Annotated in this window: 15 protein-coding genes; 8 read left to right on the forward strand and 7 right to left on the reverse strand. The window is 67.7% G+C overall.

Annotation, left to right across the window (positions count from 1 at the left end; translation table 11 throughout):
* Positions 1-4: 4 nt before the first annotated feature.
* From AB0N05_RS38085 to AB0N05_RS38105, 5 genes are all read right to left on the reverse strand, one after another.
* A complete protein-coding gene (locus AB0N05_RS38085) occupies positions 5-1555 on the reverse strand; it encodes a carboxyl transferase domain-containing protein (RefSeq protein ID WP_364703961.1) in 1551 nt (516 codons plus the stop codon).
* Positions 1556-1709: 154 nt separating this feature from the next.
* Complete coding sequence (locus AB0N05_RS38090; protein WP_364703889.1) at positions 1710-2312, reverse strand: ATP/GTP-binding protein; 603 nt, start codon at positions 2310-2312, stop codon at positions 1710-1712.
* On the reverse strand, positions 2293-2667 hold the full coding sequence (locus tag AB0N05_RS38095; RefSeq protein ID WP_067531005.1) for a DUF742 domain-containing protein: 375 nt from the start codon (positions 2665-2667) through the stop codon (positions 2293-2295). The genes AB0N05_RS38090 and AB0N05_RS38095 overlap by 20 nt, the downstream gene beginning before the upstream one ends.
* Positions 2668-2674: 7 nt before the next feature.
* Positions 2675-3088 (reverse strand): roadblock/LC7 domain-containing protein, encoded by a 414-nt coding sequence (locus AB0N05_RS38100; RefSeq protein ID WP_029930951.1) that lies wholly within the window; start codon positions 3086-3088, stop codon positions 2675-2677.
* Positions 3085-7104: an ATP-binding protein gene (locus AB0N05_RS38105; protein ID WP_364703893.1), complete on the reverse strand. Its 4020-nt coding sequence runs from the start codon at positions 7102-7104 to the stop codon at positions 3085-3087. The genes AB0N05_RS38100 and AB0N05_RS38105 overlap by 4 nt, the downstream gene beginning before the upstream one ends.
* A 319-nt stretch (positions 7105-7423) precedes the next feature.
* On the opposite strand from AB0N05_RS38105, the gene AB0N05_RS38110 reads away from it, so the two are divergent.
* The 6 genes from AB0N05_RS38110 (at position 7424) to AB0N05_RS38135 (ending at position 13899) form a co-directional block, all read left to right on the forward strand.
* Complete coding sequence (locus AB0N05_RS38110; protein WP_364703896.1) at positions 7424-9559, forward strand: AMP-binding protein; 2136 nt, start codon at positions 7424-7426, stop codon at positions 9557-9559.
* Positions 9560-9697: 138 nt separating this feature from the next.
* Positions 9698-10084 (forward strand): hemophore-related protein, encoded by a 387-nt coding sequence (locus AB0N05_RS38115; RefSeq protein WP_364703899.1) that lies wholly within the window; start codon positions 9698-9700, stop codon positions 10082-10084.
* A 16-nt stretch (positions 10085-10100) separates the two neighbouring features.
* Positions 10101-10820, forward strand: a complete 720-nt coding sequence (locus AB0N05_RS38120; RefSeq protein WP_364703902.1) for a response regulator transcription factor — start codon at positions 10101-10103, stop codon at positions 10818-10820.
* 28 nt (positions 10821-10848) lie between these two features.
* Positions 10849-12234 (forward strand): HAMP domain-containing sensor histidine kinase, encoded by a 1386-nt coding sequence (locus AB0N05_RS38125; RefSeq protein ID WP_364703904.1) that lies wholly within the window; start codon positions 10849-10851, stop codon positions 12232-12234.
* Between the two features lie 97 nt (positions 12235-12331).
* Positions 12332-13492, forward strand: a complete 1161-nt coding sequence (locus AB0N05_RS38130; RefSeq protein ID WP_364703907.1) for a hypothetical protein — start codon at positions 12332-12334, stop codon at positions 13490-13492.
* A gap of 122 nt (positions 13493-13614) precedes the next feature.
* The gene (locus tag AB0N05_RS38135) at positions 13615-13899 is read left to right on the forward strand and encodes a hypothetical protein (protein ID WP_364703964.1); all 285 of its coding nucleotides are present in this window, start codon (positions 13615-13617) and stop codon (positions 13897-13899) included.
* A gap of 51 nt (positions 13900-13950) precedes the next feature.
* On the opposite strand, the gene AB0N05_RS38140 is transcribed toward AB0N05_RS38135, so the two are convergent.
* Positions 13951-14316, reverse strand: coding sequence for an FKBP-type peptidyl-prolyl cis-trans isomerase (locus tag AB0N05_RS38140; protein WP_364703910.1), 366 nt, complete (start codon positions 14314-14316; stop codon positions 13951-13953).
* Positions 14317-14426: 110 nt separating this feature from the next.
* On the opposite strand from AB0N05_RS38140, the gene AB0N05_RS38145 reads away from it, so the two are divergent.
* Positions 14427-15227 (forward strand): RNA methyltransferase, encoded by an 801-nt coding sequence (locus AB0N05_RS38145; RefSeq protein WP_364703912.1) that lies wholly within the window; start codon positions 14427-14429, stop codon positions 15225-15227.
* On the forward strand, positions 15224-15619 hold the full coding sequence (locus AB0N05_RS38150; protein ID WP_364703915.1) for a DUF2537 domain-containing protein: 396 nt from the start codon (positions 15224-15226) through the stop codon (positions 15617-15619). Before AB0N05_RS38145 ends, AB0N05_RS38150 begins: the two co-directional genes overlap by 4 nt.
* Here the strand turns inward: AB0N05_RS38150 and AB0N05_RS38155 are convergent.
* Positions 15542-16279 (reverse strand): hypothetical protein, encoded by a 738-nt coding sequence (locus AB0N05_RS38155; protein ID WP_364703918.1) that lies wholly within the window; start codon positions 16277-16279, stop codon positions 15542-15544. The two genes, AB0N05_RS38150 and AB0N05_RS38155, sit on opposite strands and share 78 nt — an antisense overlap.
* Between the last annotated feature and the right edge of the window lie 101 nt (positions 16280-16380).

The raw sequence follows: 16380 nt of genomic DNA on the forward strand, positions 1-16380 counted from the left end.
CCACTCAGCGCAACCCCACTCGCCGATACCTCGCGCGTCTCGCCGACACCAATTCGTCGGCGGGGCGCGCGGTCAGTTCCGCCAGTTCCTCCGCGATGGCCGCCACCATGCGCAGCGAGAAATCGGTGGGTTCGTCGGCGGCGTCCGGATATTCGGGCACCACCCGATCCACGATCCCGTCCGCCAGTAGATCCTTTGCCCGGATGCGCTGCGCCCCTGCCAGTTTCGGGGCATACCGGGTATCACGGTGGACGACGGCGCTCGCGCCTTCCGGCGGCAGCGGGGCCAGCCAGCCGTTCGCGGCGGCGAGGACCCGGTCCGCGGGGAGCAGGGCCAGGGCGCCGCCGCCGCTGCCCTGACCGAGCAGCACCGAGACCGTCGGCGTATCGAGGGTGACGAGATCGGCTAGGCAGCGGGCGATTTCGGGTGCGAGGCCACGTTCCTCCGCCTCACGGGAGAGCGAGGCCCCGATGGTGTCGATCACCAGAACCAGGGGAACCCGTAGCTCGGCCGCGAGGTGCATGCTGCGCCGCGCCTCCCGCAAGGCGGCGGGACCCATGGTCTGCTCCGGCGATTGACCGGCACGATCATGGCCGAATACCACGCACGGCTGCCCCCGGAAGCGGGCGAGCGCGAGCACCACGGTGCGATCGGATTCGCCTTGACCGGTGCCGGACAAGGGAACTCGCTCCGTCACGTGGCGCAATAGCTCGCGAATGCCCGGACGATCACCACGACGAGAGATCAGGACCGACTGCCAGGCGGGCACATCATCGCCTTCACGCAGCGCCGGACCGTAGAGCTCGTTCCCGGCGGCCAGCACCCCGATACCTTGATCGAATTCCCTCGAGTCACCGTCATTCCGGGGCAGCGCGGACGGCCCGTCGCACAACACGCTGAGCGAACGATGCACGATGCGGCGGAACACCCGCACCGGCACCACCCCGTCGATAACCCCATTGCGGTAAAGGTTTTCGGCCGTCTGCACACCTTCGGGGAAGCTCCTCCCGTACAGCGCCTTGTAGACGCGCGGGCCGAGAAACCCGATCAGCGCGCCAGGTTCGGCAAAAGTGATGTGCCCCAACGAACCCCACGAGGCGAATACGCCGCCCATGGTCGGATTGCGCAGATACACCAGATACGGATGCCCGGCCGCCTTGTGCACCGCCACCGCACCGGCGATCTTCACCATCTGCACGAAAGCGACTGTGCCCTCCTGCATTCGGGTACCGCCGGAAGTCGGCGACGCCAGCAGTGGCAGACCCAGCTCGGTGGCGCGCTCCACCGCCGACACGATGCGTTCGGCCGCGGCCACGCCGACCGACCCTGCGAGAAAACCGAATTCGCACGCGATCACGGCAACTCGCCGTCCGCGCAGCAAACCCTCCCCGGTGAGCACCGACTCGTCGGTGCCCGCCGTTGCCGCTGCCGCCTCCAGCTCCACCCGATACTGCGGTGAGGCATGGACGGGCACCGGTGGTCGATCCCAGCTCGAAAACGAACCGGGATCGAGCAATTCGCCGAGCAATTCCCGCGCCGAGACTTTCACGGCCAGAGCGTATCCGGCCGACTCCCTACGCGAGCGTCACCCACCGACGTGTCGCTCCACCGCAGCAACGCCCGTCTGTCCACGATTCTGGACCCTGCACCCTGGAGTTCGAGGCCCGAAGGGGCCGCGAACAGCCGGAGCGAAGCGGAGGCAAAAAGACTCAGTACCCCTGCACGACCTTGCGCAGCGCGTACTCGGTGACCGCGACCAGCGCCTGCTTCACCGGTTCCCGGCGGCGGGCGTCGATCGACATGATCGGCACATCCACCGGAACCGCCAGGGCGGCCCGGATGTCCTCCACCGGATAGCGGGGCGCATCGTCGAACTCATTGATAGCCACCAAGAAGGGTAGGTTTCGTGCCTCGAAATAGTCGACGGCGGCGAAACTGTCTTCCAACCGGCGAGTATCGACCAGCACCACGGCGCCGATGGCGCCCTTGATGAGGTCATCCCACATGAACCAGAAGCGGTACTGGCCCGGAGTACCGAACAGGTACAGCACCAGGTCATCGGCGAGGCTGATTCGGCCGAAGTCCATGGCCACCGTGGTGGTGGCCTTGGACGGCACGCCGGTCAGGCTGTCGACGCCGACACTGGCATTGGTCACCAGAGCCTCGGTGCGCAGCGGAACAATCTCCGAGACGGCACCTACCAAGGTCGTCTTACCCACACCGAAGCCACCGGCGACCACGATCTTGGCCGACGTGGGCTTACTTGTGCGCGTATCGACCTGTGTCGTCGAATCAAATACGCCGGAGTCCACTGAGAACCCTTTCGATCAGCTCGCGACGTTCATCGTCGCTGGAATCGTCTTTCAATGTCGCCGAAACCCGCACATGGCCGGCTTCGATGAGATCAGCGACCAGCACCCGGGCCACCCCGATCGGGATACCCAGGCGCGCGGCAACCTCTGCGACAGACGGCGATTCTCTGCACAACTCCACGATTGACGTCTCGATATTGGTGAGTTCGAACTGCCGCTCGAGGGCGACCGGATGCGATGCGACGAGCGCTTCCAACGCCAATTCCACCTTCGGCCGCGTGCGACCGGCGGTTAAGGAATAAGGGCGTACGAGACTGGGCTCGGCGCTCCCAACGCGTTCGTTGTCTATGTCCATCCCGCCATCAGGAACCCATCGTGACGCGAGGTGTGGCCTGGACTGTCTGGCCCACGCGCTCGACCAACAAAGCCATTTCGTATCCGACCTGCCCGATGTCACACGAGGTGTTCGTGAGCACCGCGAGGTAGGAGCCATCGCCGACCGCCATGAGCAGCAGGTAGCCGTGCTCCATCTCGACCACGGACTGTAGGACGGTGCCGCCCTCGAACAGATTGGACACACCCACCGAGAGGCTCGCGAGCCCCGCGGTCACCGCGGACAGCTGTTCGGCACGGTCCACCGGGAGCTGCGCGCTCGCCGCCATCAGCAGGCCGTCGGCGGATACCAGCACGGCATGCGCGACGCCGGGAACCTCATTGGCGAAGTTCGAAACCAGCCAATCCAGCTGACGCTTCGTACCACCTAGATCGGGGTTCATCGGTCTCCTTTATCTCCGGTTAGGTTCATTTCTTTCATCGCACGGCCATCCCGGACGCCCTGCTGGTGACGGCTCAAGCTTGACCTGATGGATTCTGGGTCGCGATGGGCCGCCTTGTCAGCGTTTCCGTTCACACCGCCGGGCACAAGTCGGTTACCCGGATCTCGTTGCGGCAGACCCGCTGCCGTCCGCCGCTGCGGTGTGGCCTCGACGGCCCGCTGCGCCGCCTGCCAACCCTCATCACCCGGTGATTCGAAGGAAGCGGCCACTTGGGACCGGTCCGCACTCGGATCCGACAACCACGCCGACATCATCTCGGCGAAAATCGGCGTGCCCAGCGACATCTCGTTCTCCCCCGCCGGCTGCAACCGGGTCTGGAAGAACGAGGCCGCCTTCTGCGGATTGGAACGGAAGCTGTGCCGGCCGCGATCCTTCGGATCCTCGGACGGATCCGGCTGCGGCAGACCCACACCCGGCAACGGAGCCGGACGCTGCGGCAGACCCGCACCCGGATCGCGCACCGGCAGACCACCGCGCTGCGGGAGACCGGCCGGAGCACCACCCTGCTGCGCTCCGCCTCGCTGGGGCAGGCCCTCACCGCGCTGCGGCAAACCACTGTCACGCTGGGGCAAGCCCCTGTCGCGCTGCGGCAAGCCACCGTCACGCTGCGGCAGTCCGTCGCGCTGGGGGACTCCACCGCCCAGTGCCTGGGCACCGGCGGCCGGATCCCGTTGCGGCAGACCACCCGAAGGCGCACGCTGCGGCAAGCCGCCGAACGCCGAATCCGCTCCACCTCCCAGCGCTTGCTGGGGCGCACCGTTCCCGCCGGGGGCACGACGTGGCAGGCCTTGGCCGCCATCCGCTCCGCCTCCCCGCGCTTGCTGCGGAAGACCGTTCGCGCCACCGTCACGCGGCGGGATACCGGTCGAACCGGCATCACGCTGCGGGAGGCCGCTCGACGGATCACGCTGCGGAAGACCATTGGCAGCATCACCACGCTGCGGGAGCCCGGTCGGGCCACTCTCACGCGACGGCAGACCGTGGCGGCCCGTATCCCGCTGCGGCAGGCCGTTCGGGGCCTGATCACGCTGCGGCAGACCATTTCCGGACTGATCCGCTCCGCCTCCCCGCGCTTGCTGCGGAAGTCCGTTCGGACCGCCCTCGCGCGGCGGCAGCCCGTTCGGGCCGCCTTCACGACGAGTAGCTCCGCTGCCCCGCTGTTCCTCACGCTGCGGGAGACCAGAAACGCTCGGCTGCGGCAGGCCACTGGGGCCGCCCGCACCCTGCGGCGCACCGTTCTTGCCCGGCTCGCGGGTAGGCAGGCCACCGGCGGCGGCACCGCGCTGCGGCGGTCCACCCGGCTCCCGGCCCGGGGCACCATTCACACCCGGTTGACGGGTCGGCAGGCCACCGGCACCCGGCTCCGCTCCGCTACCTCGCTGCGGAAGACCGCCCGACGAATCACGCTGTGGGAAGGACCCCGAGGGATCACGCTGAGGGAAGGACCCCGACTGCTCACGCTGCGGCGGAACCGGACCACGCTGCGGCAGACCGGATTCACCCGGACCGCCCGGACGCTGCTGCAATCCGCTGGGTCCACCGGGAGCGCCAGGCCCACCCGGGGCACCCGGGCCGCCTTGGCGGCGAAGCATATTGGCGGCGAGACCGCCGCGCGGCTGTGCCGGAGCCTCGCCCGGCTGCCGCGGCTGAAGGTTCGCGCCCGGCTGGGCCTGCGGTCCGGCCGGACCGTTCACGCCCGGCTCGCGCTGGGGTAGGCCGCCGGGTCTCGCGCTGCCCGGGGCGGCCACGGAGTGCTTGATGGTCGGGCCATTGACGCCCGGCTGCCGGGTCGGCAGACCGCCGGGCACCTGAGCCCCCGGCTGGCGAGTGGGCAGACCGGTGGCGGCGCTGGCGGCGGCCGGGGACGGAGCGGCCGGAGCCGCACCCGCCGGAATCGGCCCGCTCACACCGGGATCCACCGTGACCATGACATTGCCGGTCGCGGTGCGGGTGACCGCACGCATCTGCATGGAGGACGGCGCACCGGCCTGGTTGCCCGCACCCTGCGGGGCGGGAGCCTGCTCCTGCGGGCCCGGGCCCGACGGCGAAGTCTGCTGCGGCACCGAGATGGCGCCACCCTGCGACAGGATCAGCGGCTTGGGCACGTGCACCGTCACCGTGACGCCGGGATCGCGTGCGGTATCGAAGGTCGGGCGCAGCCGCACGGTCAGACCGTGCCGCTCCGCCAACCGGCCGACCACGAACAGACCCATGTGGCGGGCGGTGTCCGGACCGACCTCGGCGGTGGCCTCGAGGCGGCGGTTGATCTCCGCCATCTCGGCGGGCGGCATACCGATGCCGCGGTCCGCGACCTCGATCAGCAGACCCTGGTCATGACCCTGCGCGAAGGTGAACTTCACATCGGTCTCGGGCGGCGAAGCACGCAGCGCATTGTCCAGGAGCTCGGCGAACAGGTGCGCCATATCGGAGGCGGCCGGTTCGACCAGGGCACCACGCGGGGTGGCGCCGAGCTTCACGCGTTCGTAGTCCTCGACCTCGGAGATGGCGGCGCGCAGCACGTCCGCGATCTCGACCGGGGTCGACTTGCCGCGGCGCTGCTTGGTGGTACCGGCCAGAATCAGCAGGTTGTCACCGTTACGGCGCATACGCGCGGCGAGATGGTCCAGGCGGAAGAGGTTTTCGAGCAGGCGCGGGTCCTTCTCGTCGTACTCCATCGCCTCGATGAGCGAGAGCTGGTGATCGACGAGCGATTTGGAGCGCCGGGCCAGGGTCTCGAACATGTCATTGACCTGGCTACGCATGGCGGCCTGGTCGGCGGCCAGGCGCAGCGCCTGACCGTGGATGTCGTCGACGGCGCGGGCCAGCTGGCCGATTTCCTCGTCGGTGTGCACCGGCATCGGTTCCAGCGGCACATCTTCCGGGTCGGCGCCGTCACGCAGGGCCGAGACTTCCTGGCCGAGGTCGTATTCGGCGACGCGCAGGGCGGCCAGGCGCAGACGGCGCAGCGGCACGATCATCGCGCGGGCGATCAGCACGGCCAGCGCGAGCGCGCCGAGGATGGTGGCGATCACGATCACCGAGTAGCGGATGGCATCGGAGCGGGCCGTGCTCGACAGGCTGTCGACCCGGGAGACGATCTCCTTGGTGGCGTTATTGACGATGCCCTGGTAGCCGTTGATGCTCTGCTCGAGCGATTCCTTCAGCTCCGAGACCGGCAGCGAACCCGCCGCAGCGCCCGCGATCAGCTGCAAGCGGGTGTCCACCTGCCGATTCAGATCCGCGACGGTGGCGTCACCATCGGCGAACCGGTGGGCGAGCACGGCGAGCATCATGCGCTCGGTATTCGTGCTGACCGTGAAGTCGCGCAAACCGTCCGCTTTGTTGCCACGTAGCGCCTCGGCGATACCGGCGATCTCGTTGACCAGCACCGCGCGGGTGTTCAGCGAGTCGACCAGTCGCAGCTTGGACTGATCGACCGTGCGGTCGGCGACGGTGGCGACGATGTTCTCCACCGTGCGGACGCTGTTACCGCGGATCCGCTCGATGGCCGCGGTGGAATCGCTGACGGCCTTGGCCGGAGCCAGGCCCTGAGCGCGGATCGCCTTGGCGCCCACGATCATGTCGTCCAGGGCGGACCGTGCGCTGGGGATATCGCTGAGCCGCGTGGCGGCCTTCTCGGCGAACTGAATGGCGGTGTCCAGTGCGGCGATCTCGGGGTCCGAGGTCATCGACTGAGTAGGCGACAGCATGACTGCCTGGCCGGAGGCGACCTGCCCCGCGGCGGCGCTCAAACCTGTGATGGCCGGGATGACCCCGACGTGGTCGACGGCGTTGGACAGGCGGCTGGAGTCGGAGAACTCCGCCGAGATCCTGGTCGCGCCGAGCACGACCGCGACCAGCAGCGGCACGGCGAGCACCGCCGTCACCTTCCATCGCAGGTCCCAGTTGCTCAGCGCCCAGCGCTTATTGCTGCCGGACCTCGCGGCGTCACGCATCTCCCACTCACTTTCCAAACTGGCCCAGGCCACGCAGCATCAGCGAGCCTCCACGATCGCACGCTGGGCTCGACAGACAATGCTGGCCGAGAACTGCGGCTGGCCGAGAAATTGCGTCCATGACGGCCGAAATATGTGACATGCGATTCTAACGGATCAATAACTTCTTGTGTGACTTCTTGGCAACCACCGGTCGCTGACCTGCCGATTCCAGGCAAAATCAAAGGTCGCGGCGTCCGCCCGGACGTCGCGTGAAGTCTGCCACAATCAGGCAGATCTATCGAGGCGGGCATCGATGCGGAGCTAGGGAGTCACGGGGTTGAACGCGAAGCAGGAGTACCGACCGGCTTATCAACTGAGCCTTGTCGATCCCTCGGAGTTCTGGCGCACCGCGGCCGAATTCATCAGCTGGGATGTGCCTCCCACACAGATTCTCGATGCGACTACGCGCCCGACGGCACGGTGGTTTTCCGATGCTCGCCTCAACACCTCCTACAATGCGCTGGATCGGCATGTGCGCGAGATCACACCCTCGGAGGACGGTTCCACCGGTCAAGAAGGGGGTCGCGCCGACCAGCCCGCCCTAATATACGACTCGGCTATGACGGGCGCCAGACGCGTTTACACATATGCGCAATTGCTGGACGAAGTCGCCCGATTTGCCGGATCTATGCTGCGCCTTGGGGTTCGAACCGGGGATCGCGTCGTCATTTATATGCCGATGATTCCCGAAGCGGTCATCGCCATGCTCGCCTGCGCCCGAATCGGCGCCGTCCACTCGGTGGTATTCGGCGGTTTCGCGGCCCACGAACTTGCCGCCCGGATTGACGACGCCGAGCCTGTGCTGATCATCACAGCCTCCGGCGGGCTGGAGCCCGGACGCCGCATCGAATACCCGCCGATTGTCCTCCAGGCCCTCGATATCGCCCAGACCAGCGCTCCCCGCAATGTGCTGGTGAAGCAGCGAGAAGGCTTCTCCACCATCCGATTCGCCCCCGAGCAGGCGGCCACCGAGAGTTTGCCCGCCTCCACGCAGACCGTGGCCGCGCACTGGATCGACTGGGACGACGCCATGCGCGACGCCGAACCCGCCGCCCCGGTCTCCCTCGCCGCGACCGACCCGCTCTACATCCTCTACACCTCCGGCACCACCGGAAAACCCAAGGGCGTGGTGCGCGACAATGGCGGGCACGCGGTCGCCATGGCCTGGTCCATGCGCAATATCTATGACCTCGCCCCCGGTCAGACCATGCTGACCACCTCCGATATCGGCTGGGTGGTCGGGCACTCCTACATCGTCTACGCGCCGCTGTTGATCGGCGCGACAACCGTCCTTTACGAAGGCAAGCCGATCGGCACCCCCGACGCGGGCACCTTCTGGCGATTGGTGGACGAGTACAAGGTCGATGTCATGTTCACCGCGCCGACCGCCCTGCGTGCCATCCGCCGCGCCGACCCGGAGGCCGAGGCCGCGCACCGCCACGACCTGTCCTCGCTGCGCGCCCTGTTCTGCGCCGGGGAACGCCTGGATCCGGCCACCTACGACTGGGCCGTGACCACCCTGCTCGCCGATCGGCCCGACTGCCCGGTGGTGGACCACTGGTGGCAGACCGAGACCGGCTGGCCGATATGCGCCAATCCGCTCGGATTGCAGCAGCTTCCGATCAAGCCCGGATCCGCCTCCGTGCCCGTGCCCGGCTTCCGGCTGCGCGTGCTGGATTCCGAAGGCAATGCGGTGCCGCCCAATACCGAGGGAAACATCGTCCTCGGCCTGCCGCTGCCGCCCGGCACGCTGACCACGCTGTGGCGCGATGACGCGCGCTTCGAGCGGTCCTACCTGTCCGCCTATCCCGGGCACTATCTGACCGGCGACTCCGGATATTTCGACGAGGACGGCTACCTCTATGTCCTCGGCCGCAGCGATGACGTGATCAATATGGCCGGACATCGCTTGTCGGCGGGCGGGATCGAGGCCGCGGTGGCCGGGCATCCCGCGGTCGCCGAGACCGCGGTGGTCGGCATTCCGGACGAGCTCAAGGGCCAGCGGCCCATCGGCTATGTGGTCCTCAAGGCCGGGGTGGACCTGGACGCGGAGAAGCTGCGCGCCGAGGTGATCCAGCTGGTGCGGGAGCGCGTCGGCGCGATCGCCACCCTCTACGACGTGGTCGCGGTGACCGCGCTGCCCAAGACCCGGTCCGGAAAGATCCTGCGCCGCACCATGCGTCAGATCGCCGCCGGTGAGACCTATGAGGTGCCGCCGACCATCGAGGACGCCGCCATGCTGCCCACCCTGGAGCGGCAGATTCGGGACGCGGTGACGGTCATGGACGATCGCGAGCGGATCGCGGCGGCCGATGCGGCGGCCGCCATGACCATGCCCATCCGGCGGGTGGAGCGCACCATCGACGGGGTCATGCCCGCCCCGGCGACCGATGATCCGGCGCTGCCGTCCTAGATCCCGGAAAAAGTTCACACCTTTCCGGCCCCACACAGATTTCTCAGAGATCGCACACCGGCCTCCCATGCGGGTGCTTTAGCGTCGGGCGGGCGCGGATCGCGAGATTCGCGCCCAGCCAACTGGAAAGGCCGATACATGAGTTTCGTCCGTAATCGTCGGACAGGCGCGGTCCTCGGGGCCGGCGCGATCGCCACCCTCGCGGTGGCACTGCTCCCGGGCACCGCCTCCGCAGCCCCCTCAGATCTCGTTGCGCCGCTGCTGAATTCGACCTGCACCTTCACCCAGGTCGATGCCGCGCTACACGCCAAGGCCCCCGCGCTGGCCTCGCTGCTGGACCAGAACCCGGCGCAGAAGGCCGAACTCCAGGCCAAGTTCGACCAGCCTCTCGCCCAGCGCCAGGCCGAATTCGACGCCTACGTCCGCGACAACCCGGATGCCGCCAACTCGGCCACCAGCGACCCGCGGGCGGGCGGAATCGCCGCGTCCATCCAGGCCGTCGCCGACTCCTGCCACGACTACTGAGGTAGCGGCTGCGACAATGGAACCCGTGGTCGAACGCGGTGAGCTACCGAGTGTCCTCGTAGTCGATGACGACGAGGACGTTCTGGCGTCCGTCGAACGCGGGCTCCGGCTCTCGGGCTTCCGGGTACTGATCGCTCGCAATGGCGCTGCCGCCCTGCGCTGCGTGACCGAGCAGTCTCCCGATGCGGTGGTCCTCGATATGAACATGCCCGTCCTGGATGGGGCGGGCGTGGTCACCGCGCTGCGGGCGATGGGCAATGAGATTCCCATCTGCGTGCTCTCGGCCCGCAGCTCGGTGGACGACCGCATCGCCGGACTGGAATCCGGGGCGGACGACTATCTCGTCAAACCGTTCGTGCTGGCCGAACTGGTGGCGCGGATCAAGGCGCTGTTGCGCCGCCGCAGCGATGCCCCGGCCCCGCCGGGCATTCCCGGCGCGATCACCGTCGGCCCGCTCGAGGTGGATGTCGCCGGTTACCGCGCACTGCTGCACGGCAATGAAATCGAGCTCACCAAAAGGGAATTCGAACTGCTCTCCACACTCGCCCGCAGCGCCGGGGTGGTGTTGAGCCGGGAGCGGCTGCTGGAACTGGTGTGGGGCTACGACTTCGCCGCCGACACCAATGTGGTGGACGTGTTCGTCGGCTACCTGCGCCGCAAACTCGAAATCGACGGCACCCCGCGCCTGCTGCACACCATTCGCGGTGTCGGGTTCGTGCTGCGTACACCGAAATGATGTGCACTCCGAAATGACCGGTCCGGCAATGACATCCGGCAGACGGCGGCGGTTGCCGTCGTATTCGGTGCGCACCCGGGTGGCCGCCGCCGCGGCACTGGGCGCGGTCATCATCGTGGCCATTCTCAGCTGGGTGACCATTACCGCGATCCAGCGCAACAATATGACGCAGGCCGATCAGCAGCTGCACACGCTTTCCCAGGTGGTGCTCATCCAGCCGGTGCTCGGCGTGACCGTGCTGGGCATGCTCCCCAACAGCGGAATCGCACTGACCGTGCGCAATTCGGATGGATCGATGGCCAGCACGACGGTGCAATTGCCGGTGCTGCCCGTCGGGAACCAGACCGTCGCCGTGAAGGACGAGACCTACCGGGTGCTCACCACCACCGAGAATCAGCCCGCGGGTCGTGTTGTGTCCCTGGGCATTCCGACCACCGAGACCGAGCACGCCACCGCCGCCCAGCGCCGCTGGGTGCTGCTGGCCGCGGGCGCTGCCGTCGCGGCGGCGGCCGGACTGGGCTGGCTCTTCGGCGGGCGCGCGGTGCGGCCCATTCAGAGCCTGACCCGGCAGCTGGATCGGCGCGGGCTGGGCGGGGATCCCGAAACCCCTTCTCCCGTGGACGGTTCCGGAGTGCGGGAGGCCGAGAAACTCGCCGACGCCGTCAACACCATGCTGGAACGGGTGGACCGGGCGCAGGCCGAGACCGCCGCCGCCCTGGAGACCGCCCGCGATTTCGCCGCGGTCTCCGCGCACGAGCTGCGCACCCCGCTCACCGCCATGCGCACCGACCTCGAGGTGCTGAGCACCCTCGACCTGGACGAGGCGCAGCGTCGCGAGATCCTGGCCGACCTGCAACGCGGCCAGAACCGGGTGGAGACCACCCTGGCCGCGCTGGAACGCCTGGCCGCGGGCGACCTGACCAATGCGCGTGATCATGTGGCCACCGATGTGGCCGAACTCTGCGATGCCGCCGCGCACGACGCCATGCGCCACTTCCCGAACCTCAAGGTCCGCATCGACACCGATGCCGAGCTGATGACCCGGGGCCTGCCCACCGGCCTGCGGCTGGCCATCGACAATGCCCTGGCCAACTCCGCCCGGCACGGCGGGGCCACCGAGGCCCTGCTGTCCGCGCATCGAGCGGACTACGGGTACATCGTCATATCCGTCGACGACAATGGCAGCGGCCTGGCCGTGGACGAGCGCGAAGGCGTCTTCGAACGCTTCGCCCGCGGCAGCCGGGCCAGCAAGGGCGGCTCCGGCCTCGGCCTGGCGCTGGTCGCGCAGCAGGCCCAATTGCATGGTGGCCGAGCCTATTTCGACGATGGCACGCTCGGCGGTGTGCGATTGGTGCTGCAATTGCCGGATCGCGGGGAACCGCCCACGGAACCGCTGCGGATCACCCCGGCCTGAGCCGGAAGACTCGCCGACGGCCGGACAAAACGCCGGACTTTAAGGAATTCTCAGACAAACGCCAGAACCAGCGCCAATTCATACCCGTACGGTCTGAATGGTGTTCGGAAAACGCGCCCGCTGGGCCCTGGTCATTCTGCTGCTGGTAGCCGCGGTTTCCGCGGGCACCGTCGGGTATCTGCGCTGGTCCTCCGCGCCCACGGGGGTGGCGCTGATCAATGGCGACACCGGCCCGATGGGCGCGCGCATAGCGAAGGCCCTCGAGGACAGCGGTACTCGCTCCTGGGATGTGGTGGACGAGGCCAGTACCGCGGACTACGCGGTGGTGATCACGTTGCCCACCGACCTGTCCACGGACATCTCCTCGCTGGCCACCGACAAACCGAAGAAGGCGCAGGTCACGGTGGCCACGCACCGCAATGCCGACCCGAATATCGTGAACGACGCGGTGAATCAGGTGACCAAGAAGATCAGCGCGTCCGGGCTCGACTCGCTGTTCGCCAGCATGAATTCCGCGCGCGGCGCGGTGGTGCAGCTCGGCAGCACCACCCAGCTGCTGAACGCGGGCGTGCAGGCCGCCGCCGACAGCGCCGGATCCTTCTCCTCGGGGGCGGATGAGATGCTCTCGTTCCTGGAGCAGGCGAAATCCGGTGCCAGCCAACTGACTTCGGGCATCGACTCGCTGAACTCCACCCTGTCCGCGGCCACCACCCAGGCGAATTCGCTTGCCACGGCACTGGATTCGACCGGCGTCACCTTCGGTCAGGTCACCAGTTCGGCCAGCTCGCTGAGCTCGGGACTGAATTTCGTGGTGCCGCTCCTGCAGGCCTTGCCCTTCGCGGGTGATCCGACGCTGGCGGGCCTGATCACGCAGCTGCAGGGCTTGCAGAACATCGCGAATCAGGCGAGCACGCAGCTCAGCGGTTTCGCCGACCTGACCGGAACGACCGTCACGGACGACACCCAGATCGGCCAGCTGCTCCGGGATGCCGCGTCCAAGCTGAGCGATGCCAGCGCGCAGTTGAATTCGGGTGCTTCCCTGGCGCAGAGCATTCCCCAGATCGCCGATTCGGCGAGTGCCCAGCTGGTGTCGGCCATGTCCGCGCTCACCGGCGGTGTCACCCAATTGCAGGCCGTGACGAAGACACTGGGCAATCAGGCCACGCAGGCCCTGGACGCGCTGCCGCAGCGGGCGGTGCCACAGCAGTCGGTCATCGCCACCGCGCTCACCGATCCGGTGGACATCGTTCGCAAATAGCCTTCGCAAATAATCAGCAACAATCGGCGGTTCGCTCGGCTAAACTATTGTCCGAATTGCTCTAATCGACCTGTTTGTGCTCCACCACCCACGTTGGTACCGGAGAGGAAACGATCGTGAGCATGTTGCTGGCCGCACACGACATGTACGGCTCGGTTGTCGCCCAGATGGGCAACCCCTCGGCCGAAACCCCGCCCATGGCCGACAAGATGATGAAGATGTTCCGCTACTTCACCTGGTTCATGCAGATGTCGGGGATCGCGGCCATCACCTACGGCGGCGGAAAGTTCGCCTGGGAGAAGTGGGGTGGCGGAGGCGGCTCCCCCAAGATGGTCGCCAATGCCATGCTCGGCGGCGCGGTCGCCACGAGCGGCGGCACCATCATGAACTCCGTCGTCGGCTCCTAGAACACAACCGGGCCCGCCGCGCAGTGCGCGGCGGGCCCGTGTGGTCGGACGTCAGTTCGGGACGTCCAGCAGGTCGATGATGAAGACCAGGGTCTTGCCCGACAGCCGGTGGCCGGCGCCGGCCGGACCGTAAGCCAGCTGCGGCGGAATGGTGAGCTGACGACGGCCGCCGACCTTCATGCCCGGAATGCCTTCCTGCCAGCCCTGGATCAGATTGCGCAGCGGGAAGACGATGGACTCGCCGCGATCCCACGACGCGTCGAACTGCTCGCCCGTGTCGTACTCGACACCGAGGTAGTGGACATCGACAGTGTCGCCGGGCTTGGCCTCGGCGCCGTCACCCACGACGAGGTCCTTGATCACGAGCTCGGCGGGGGCGGGGCCATCCTGGAACTCGATTTCCGGCTTGCTGCTCATGGATTGTCCTCTTCGATAGATGGGGTCGGAACCTTGATCACTTTATGCCCTGACCCTTTTACCACCGGCGATGCCGGGCTAAACCCCAGCGTCCGGCAGTATGGACCGCCGTGGCCGAGCTGATCGATATCGACGACCCCGCGGATCCGCGAGTAGCGGACTTCCGCGATCTGAATTCCGCTGATAGACGGCCGGATCTACCGGGCGGCAAGGGCCTGGTCATCGCCGAGGGTGTGGTGGTCGCACAGCGCATGCTGGCCTCGCGATTCCGGCCCTTCGCATTGTTCGGAGTCGCGAACAGGTACGAACAACTCACCGAGGATCTGGCCGGGGTGGACGTGCCGTATTACCGGACCACCGCGGACGTCATGGCGGAAGTGGTCGGCTTCCATCTGAATCGGGGCGTGCTGGCCGTCGCGCGTCGGCCGCCGGAGCTCACCGCCGAGGAGGCGCTCGCGGGCGCGCGGACCGTGGCGGTGCTCGAGGGCGTCAACGATCACGAGAACATCGGGTCGATCTTCCGCAATGCGGCCGGGCTCGGCGCGGACGCCGTGCTGTTCGGTGATCGCTGCTCCGATCCGCTGTACCGGCGCGCCGTCCGAGTGTCCATGGGGCATGTGCTTCGGGTGCCGTTCGCGCAGCTCCCGGCGCTGCCGCGGAGTCTGGACGTGCTGCGCGGCAAGGGCTTCCAGATCATCTCGCTCACCCCGAATCCGAAAGCCGAAACCCTCGCCACCGCCATGACCGGAGATAAGGTGGCGCTGCTGCTCGGCGCGGAGGGTCCGGGGCTCACCGAGGAGACCATGGCGGCCAGCGATATTCGTGCCCGGATCCCCATGACACCGGGCACCGATTCGCTTAATGTTGCGACCGCCGCGGCCATGGCCTTCTACGAGAGAGTGCGAATGTGACCCACCCGCCGGACGGACCTTACGGCTACGGGTATTCCGAGCCGACCCCGTGGGCGACCGGAATCGCCCTCATCGTGATCGTGGCCGCGCTGACCGCGGCGGGCGTGTACGCGTTCGGAGCGGCGCTGGCGCAGATACATCCGCTGCTGGCGGTGGTGGTCAATCTGATCGCGGTCGGCGGCGCGACTCCGACGGCGTGGCGCTGGCGGTACGCGCCGGTGACGCGCTGGGTGATCTTCGGGCTGGCCGCGGGCGTCCTGCTCGGCTGGGTGGCCCTGCTCGCGGGGGCCACGCCGGACAAGAGCAGTGTGGCGCTAGGACACTCGATCCTTGCCGCGCAGCCAGCCCAGCAGGCCGCCGCGCTTGCCATTGTGTTCGATGGAGGGCTCTGACGGTGCTTCCTCCACGGGTGCTTCACCCTTGGGGAACAGCGAAAAGCCGCATACCGCTATCTCTTCCGGCATGAGCGCGTCCTCGGAGACCTTCCCGCGATAACAGAATCCGAGCCACACCTCATTTGCGGCATCGGCGAAATCCGGTGGGTCGAAGGGCAGTAATTGCGGGTCAGGCAATTCGCCCGGATCGAGTTCGATGGGATGTTCGCCCGCCCAATACGGTCGCTCCCACACTCGCGGCAGGCCCGCGTCCTCGAGGATATTGACCCGGGTGGCGCTGAAGGAGCGGCGGAATTCGCCGCGCTCCCAATGCGCGAACGCGCCCCAGCCCAGGGAGAGGTCGTAGGAGATCAGGAAGGTGTGCTCGGAGGCGAGCGGGCGCACCAGCAGTTCGGGGAGTTTGGTGGGGCGGGGCAGCGCGGCCTGGGTGGAGCAGACGACGGTGACGCCGGGATAGCAACCGATATAGACGGATTCGGGGTCGGGGCCCGCCCACACCTTCATGGTGCCGGACGCGGCGGGCACCACATCGCGGTCCGGATTGAGCTGTTTGGCGAGGGCGAACGCGGCATCGGGATCGGGCCCCGGATGCTCGCGCAGCACGGCGACCGGGTCGGAGGCGTCGACGTACCAGAGGGATGACACTGTGGATGGCACGAACGGCACCTCCCGAAGTCATTGCGACCCAAGTTGGCAACTCTTGAGCAACGCTCGGTGGCCGTCAGTCGGCGTCGGCGCGGATCGGCCCGGCATTCACC

This window comes from Nocardia sp. NPDC051030 (genome assembly GCF_040683015.1).
In the GTDB taxonomy this organism is placed as follows: domain Bacteria; phylum Actinomycetota; class Actinomycetes; order Mycobacteriales; family Mycobacteriaceae; genus Nocardia.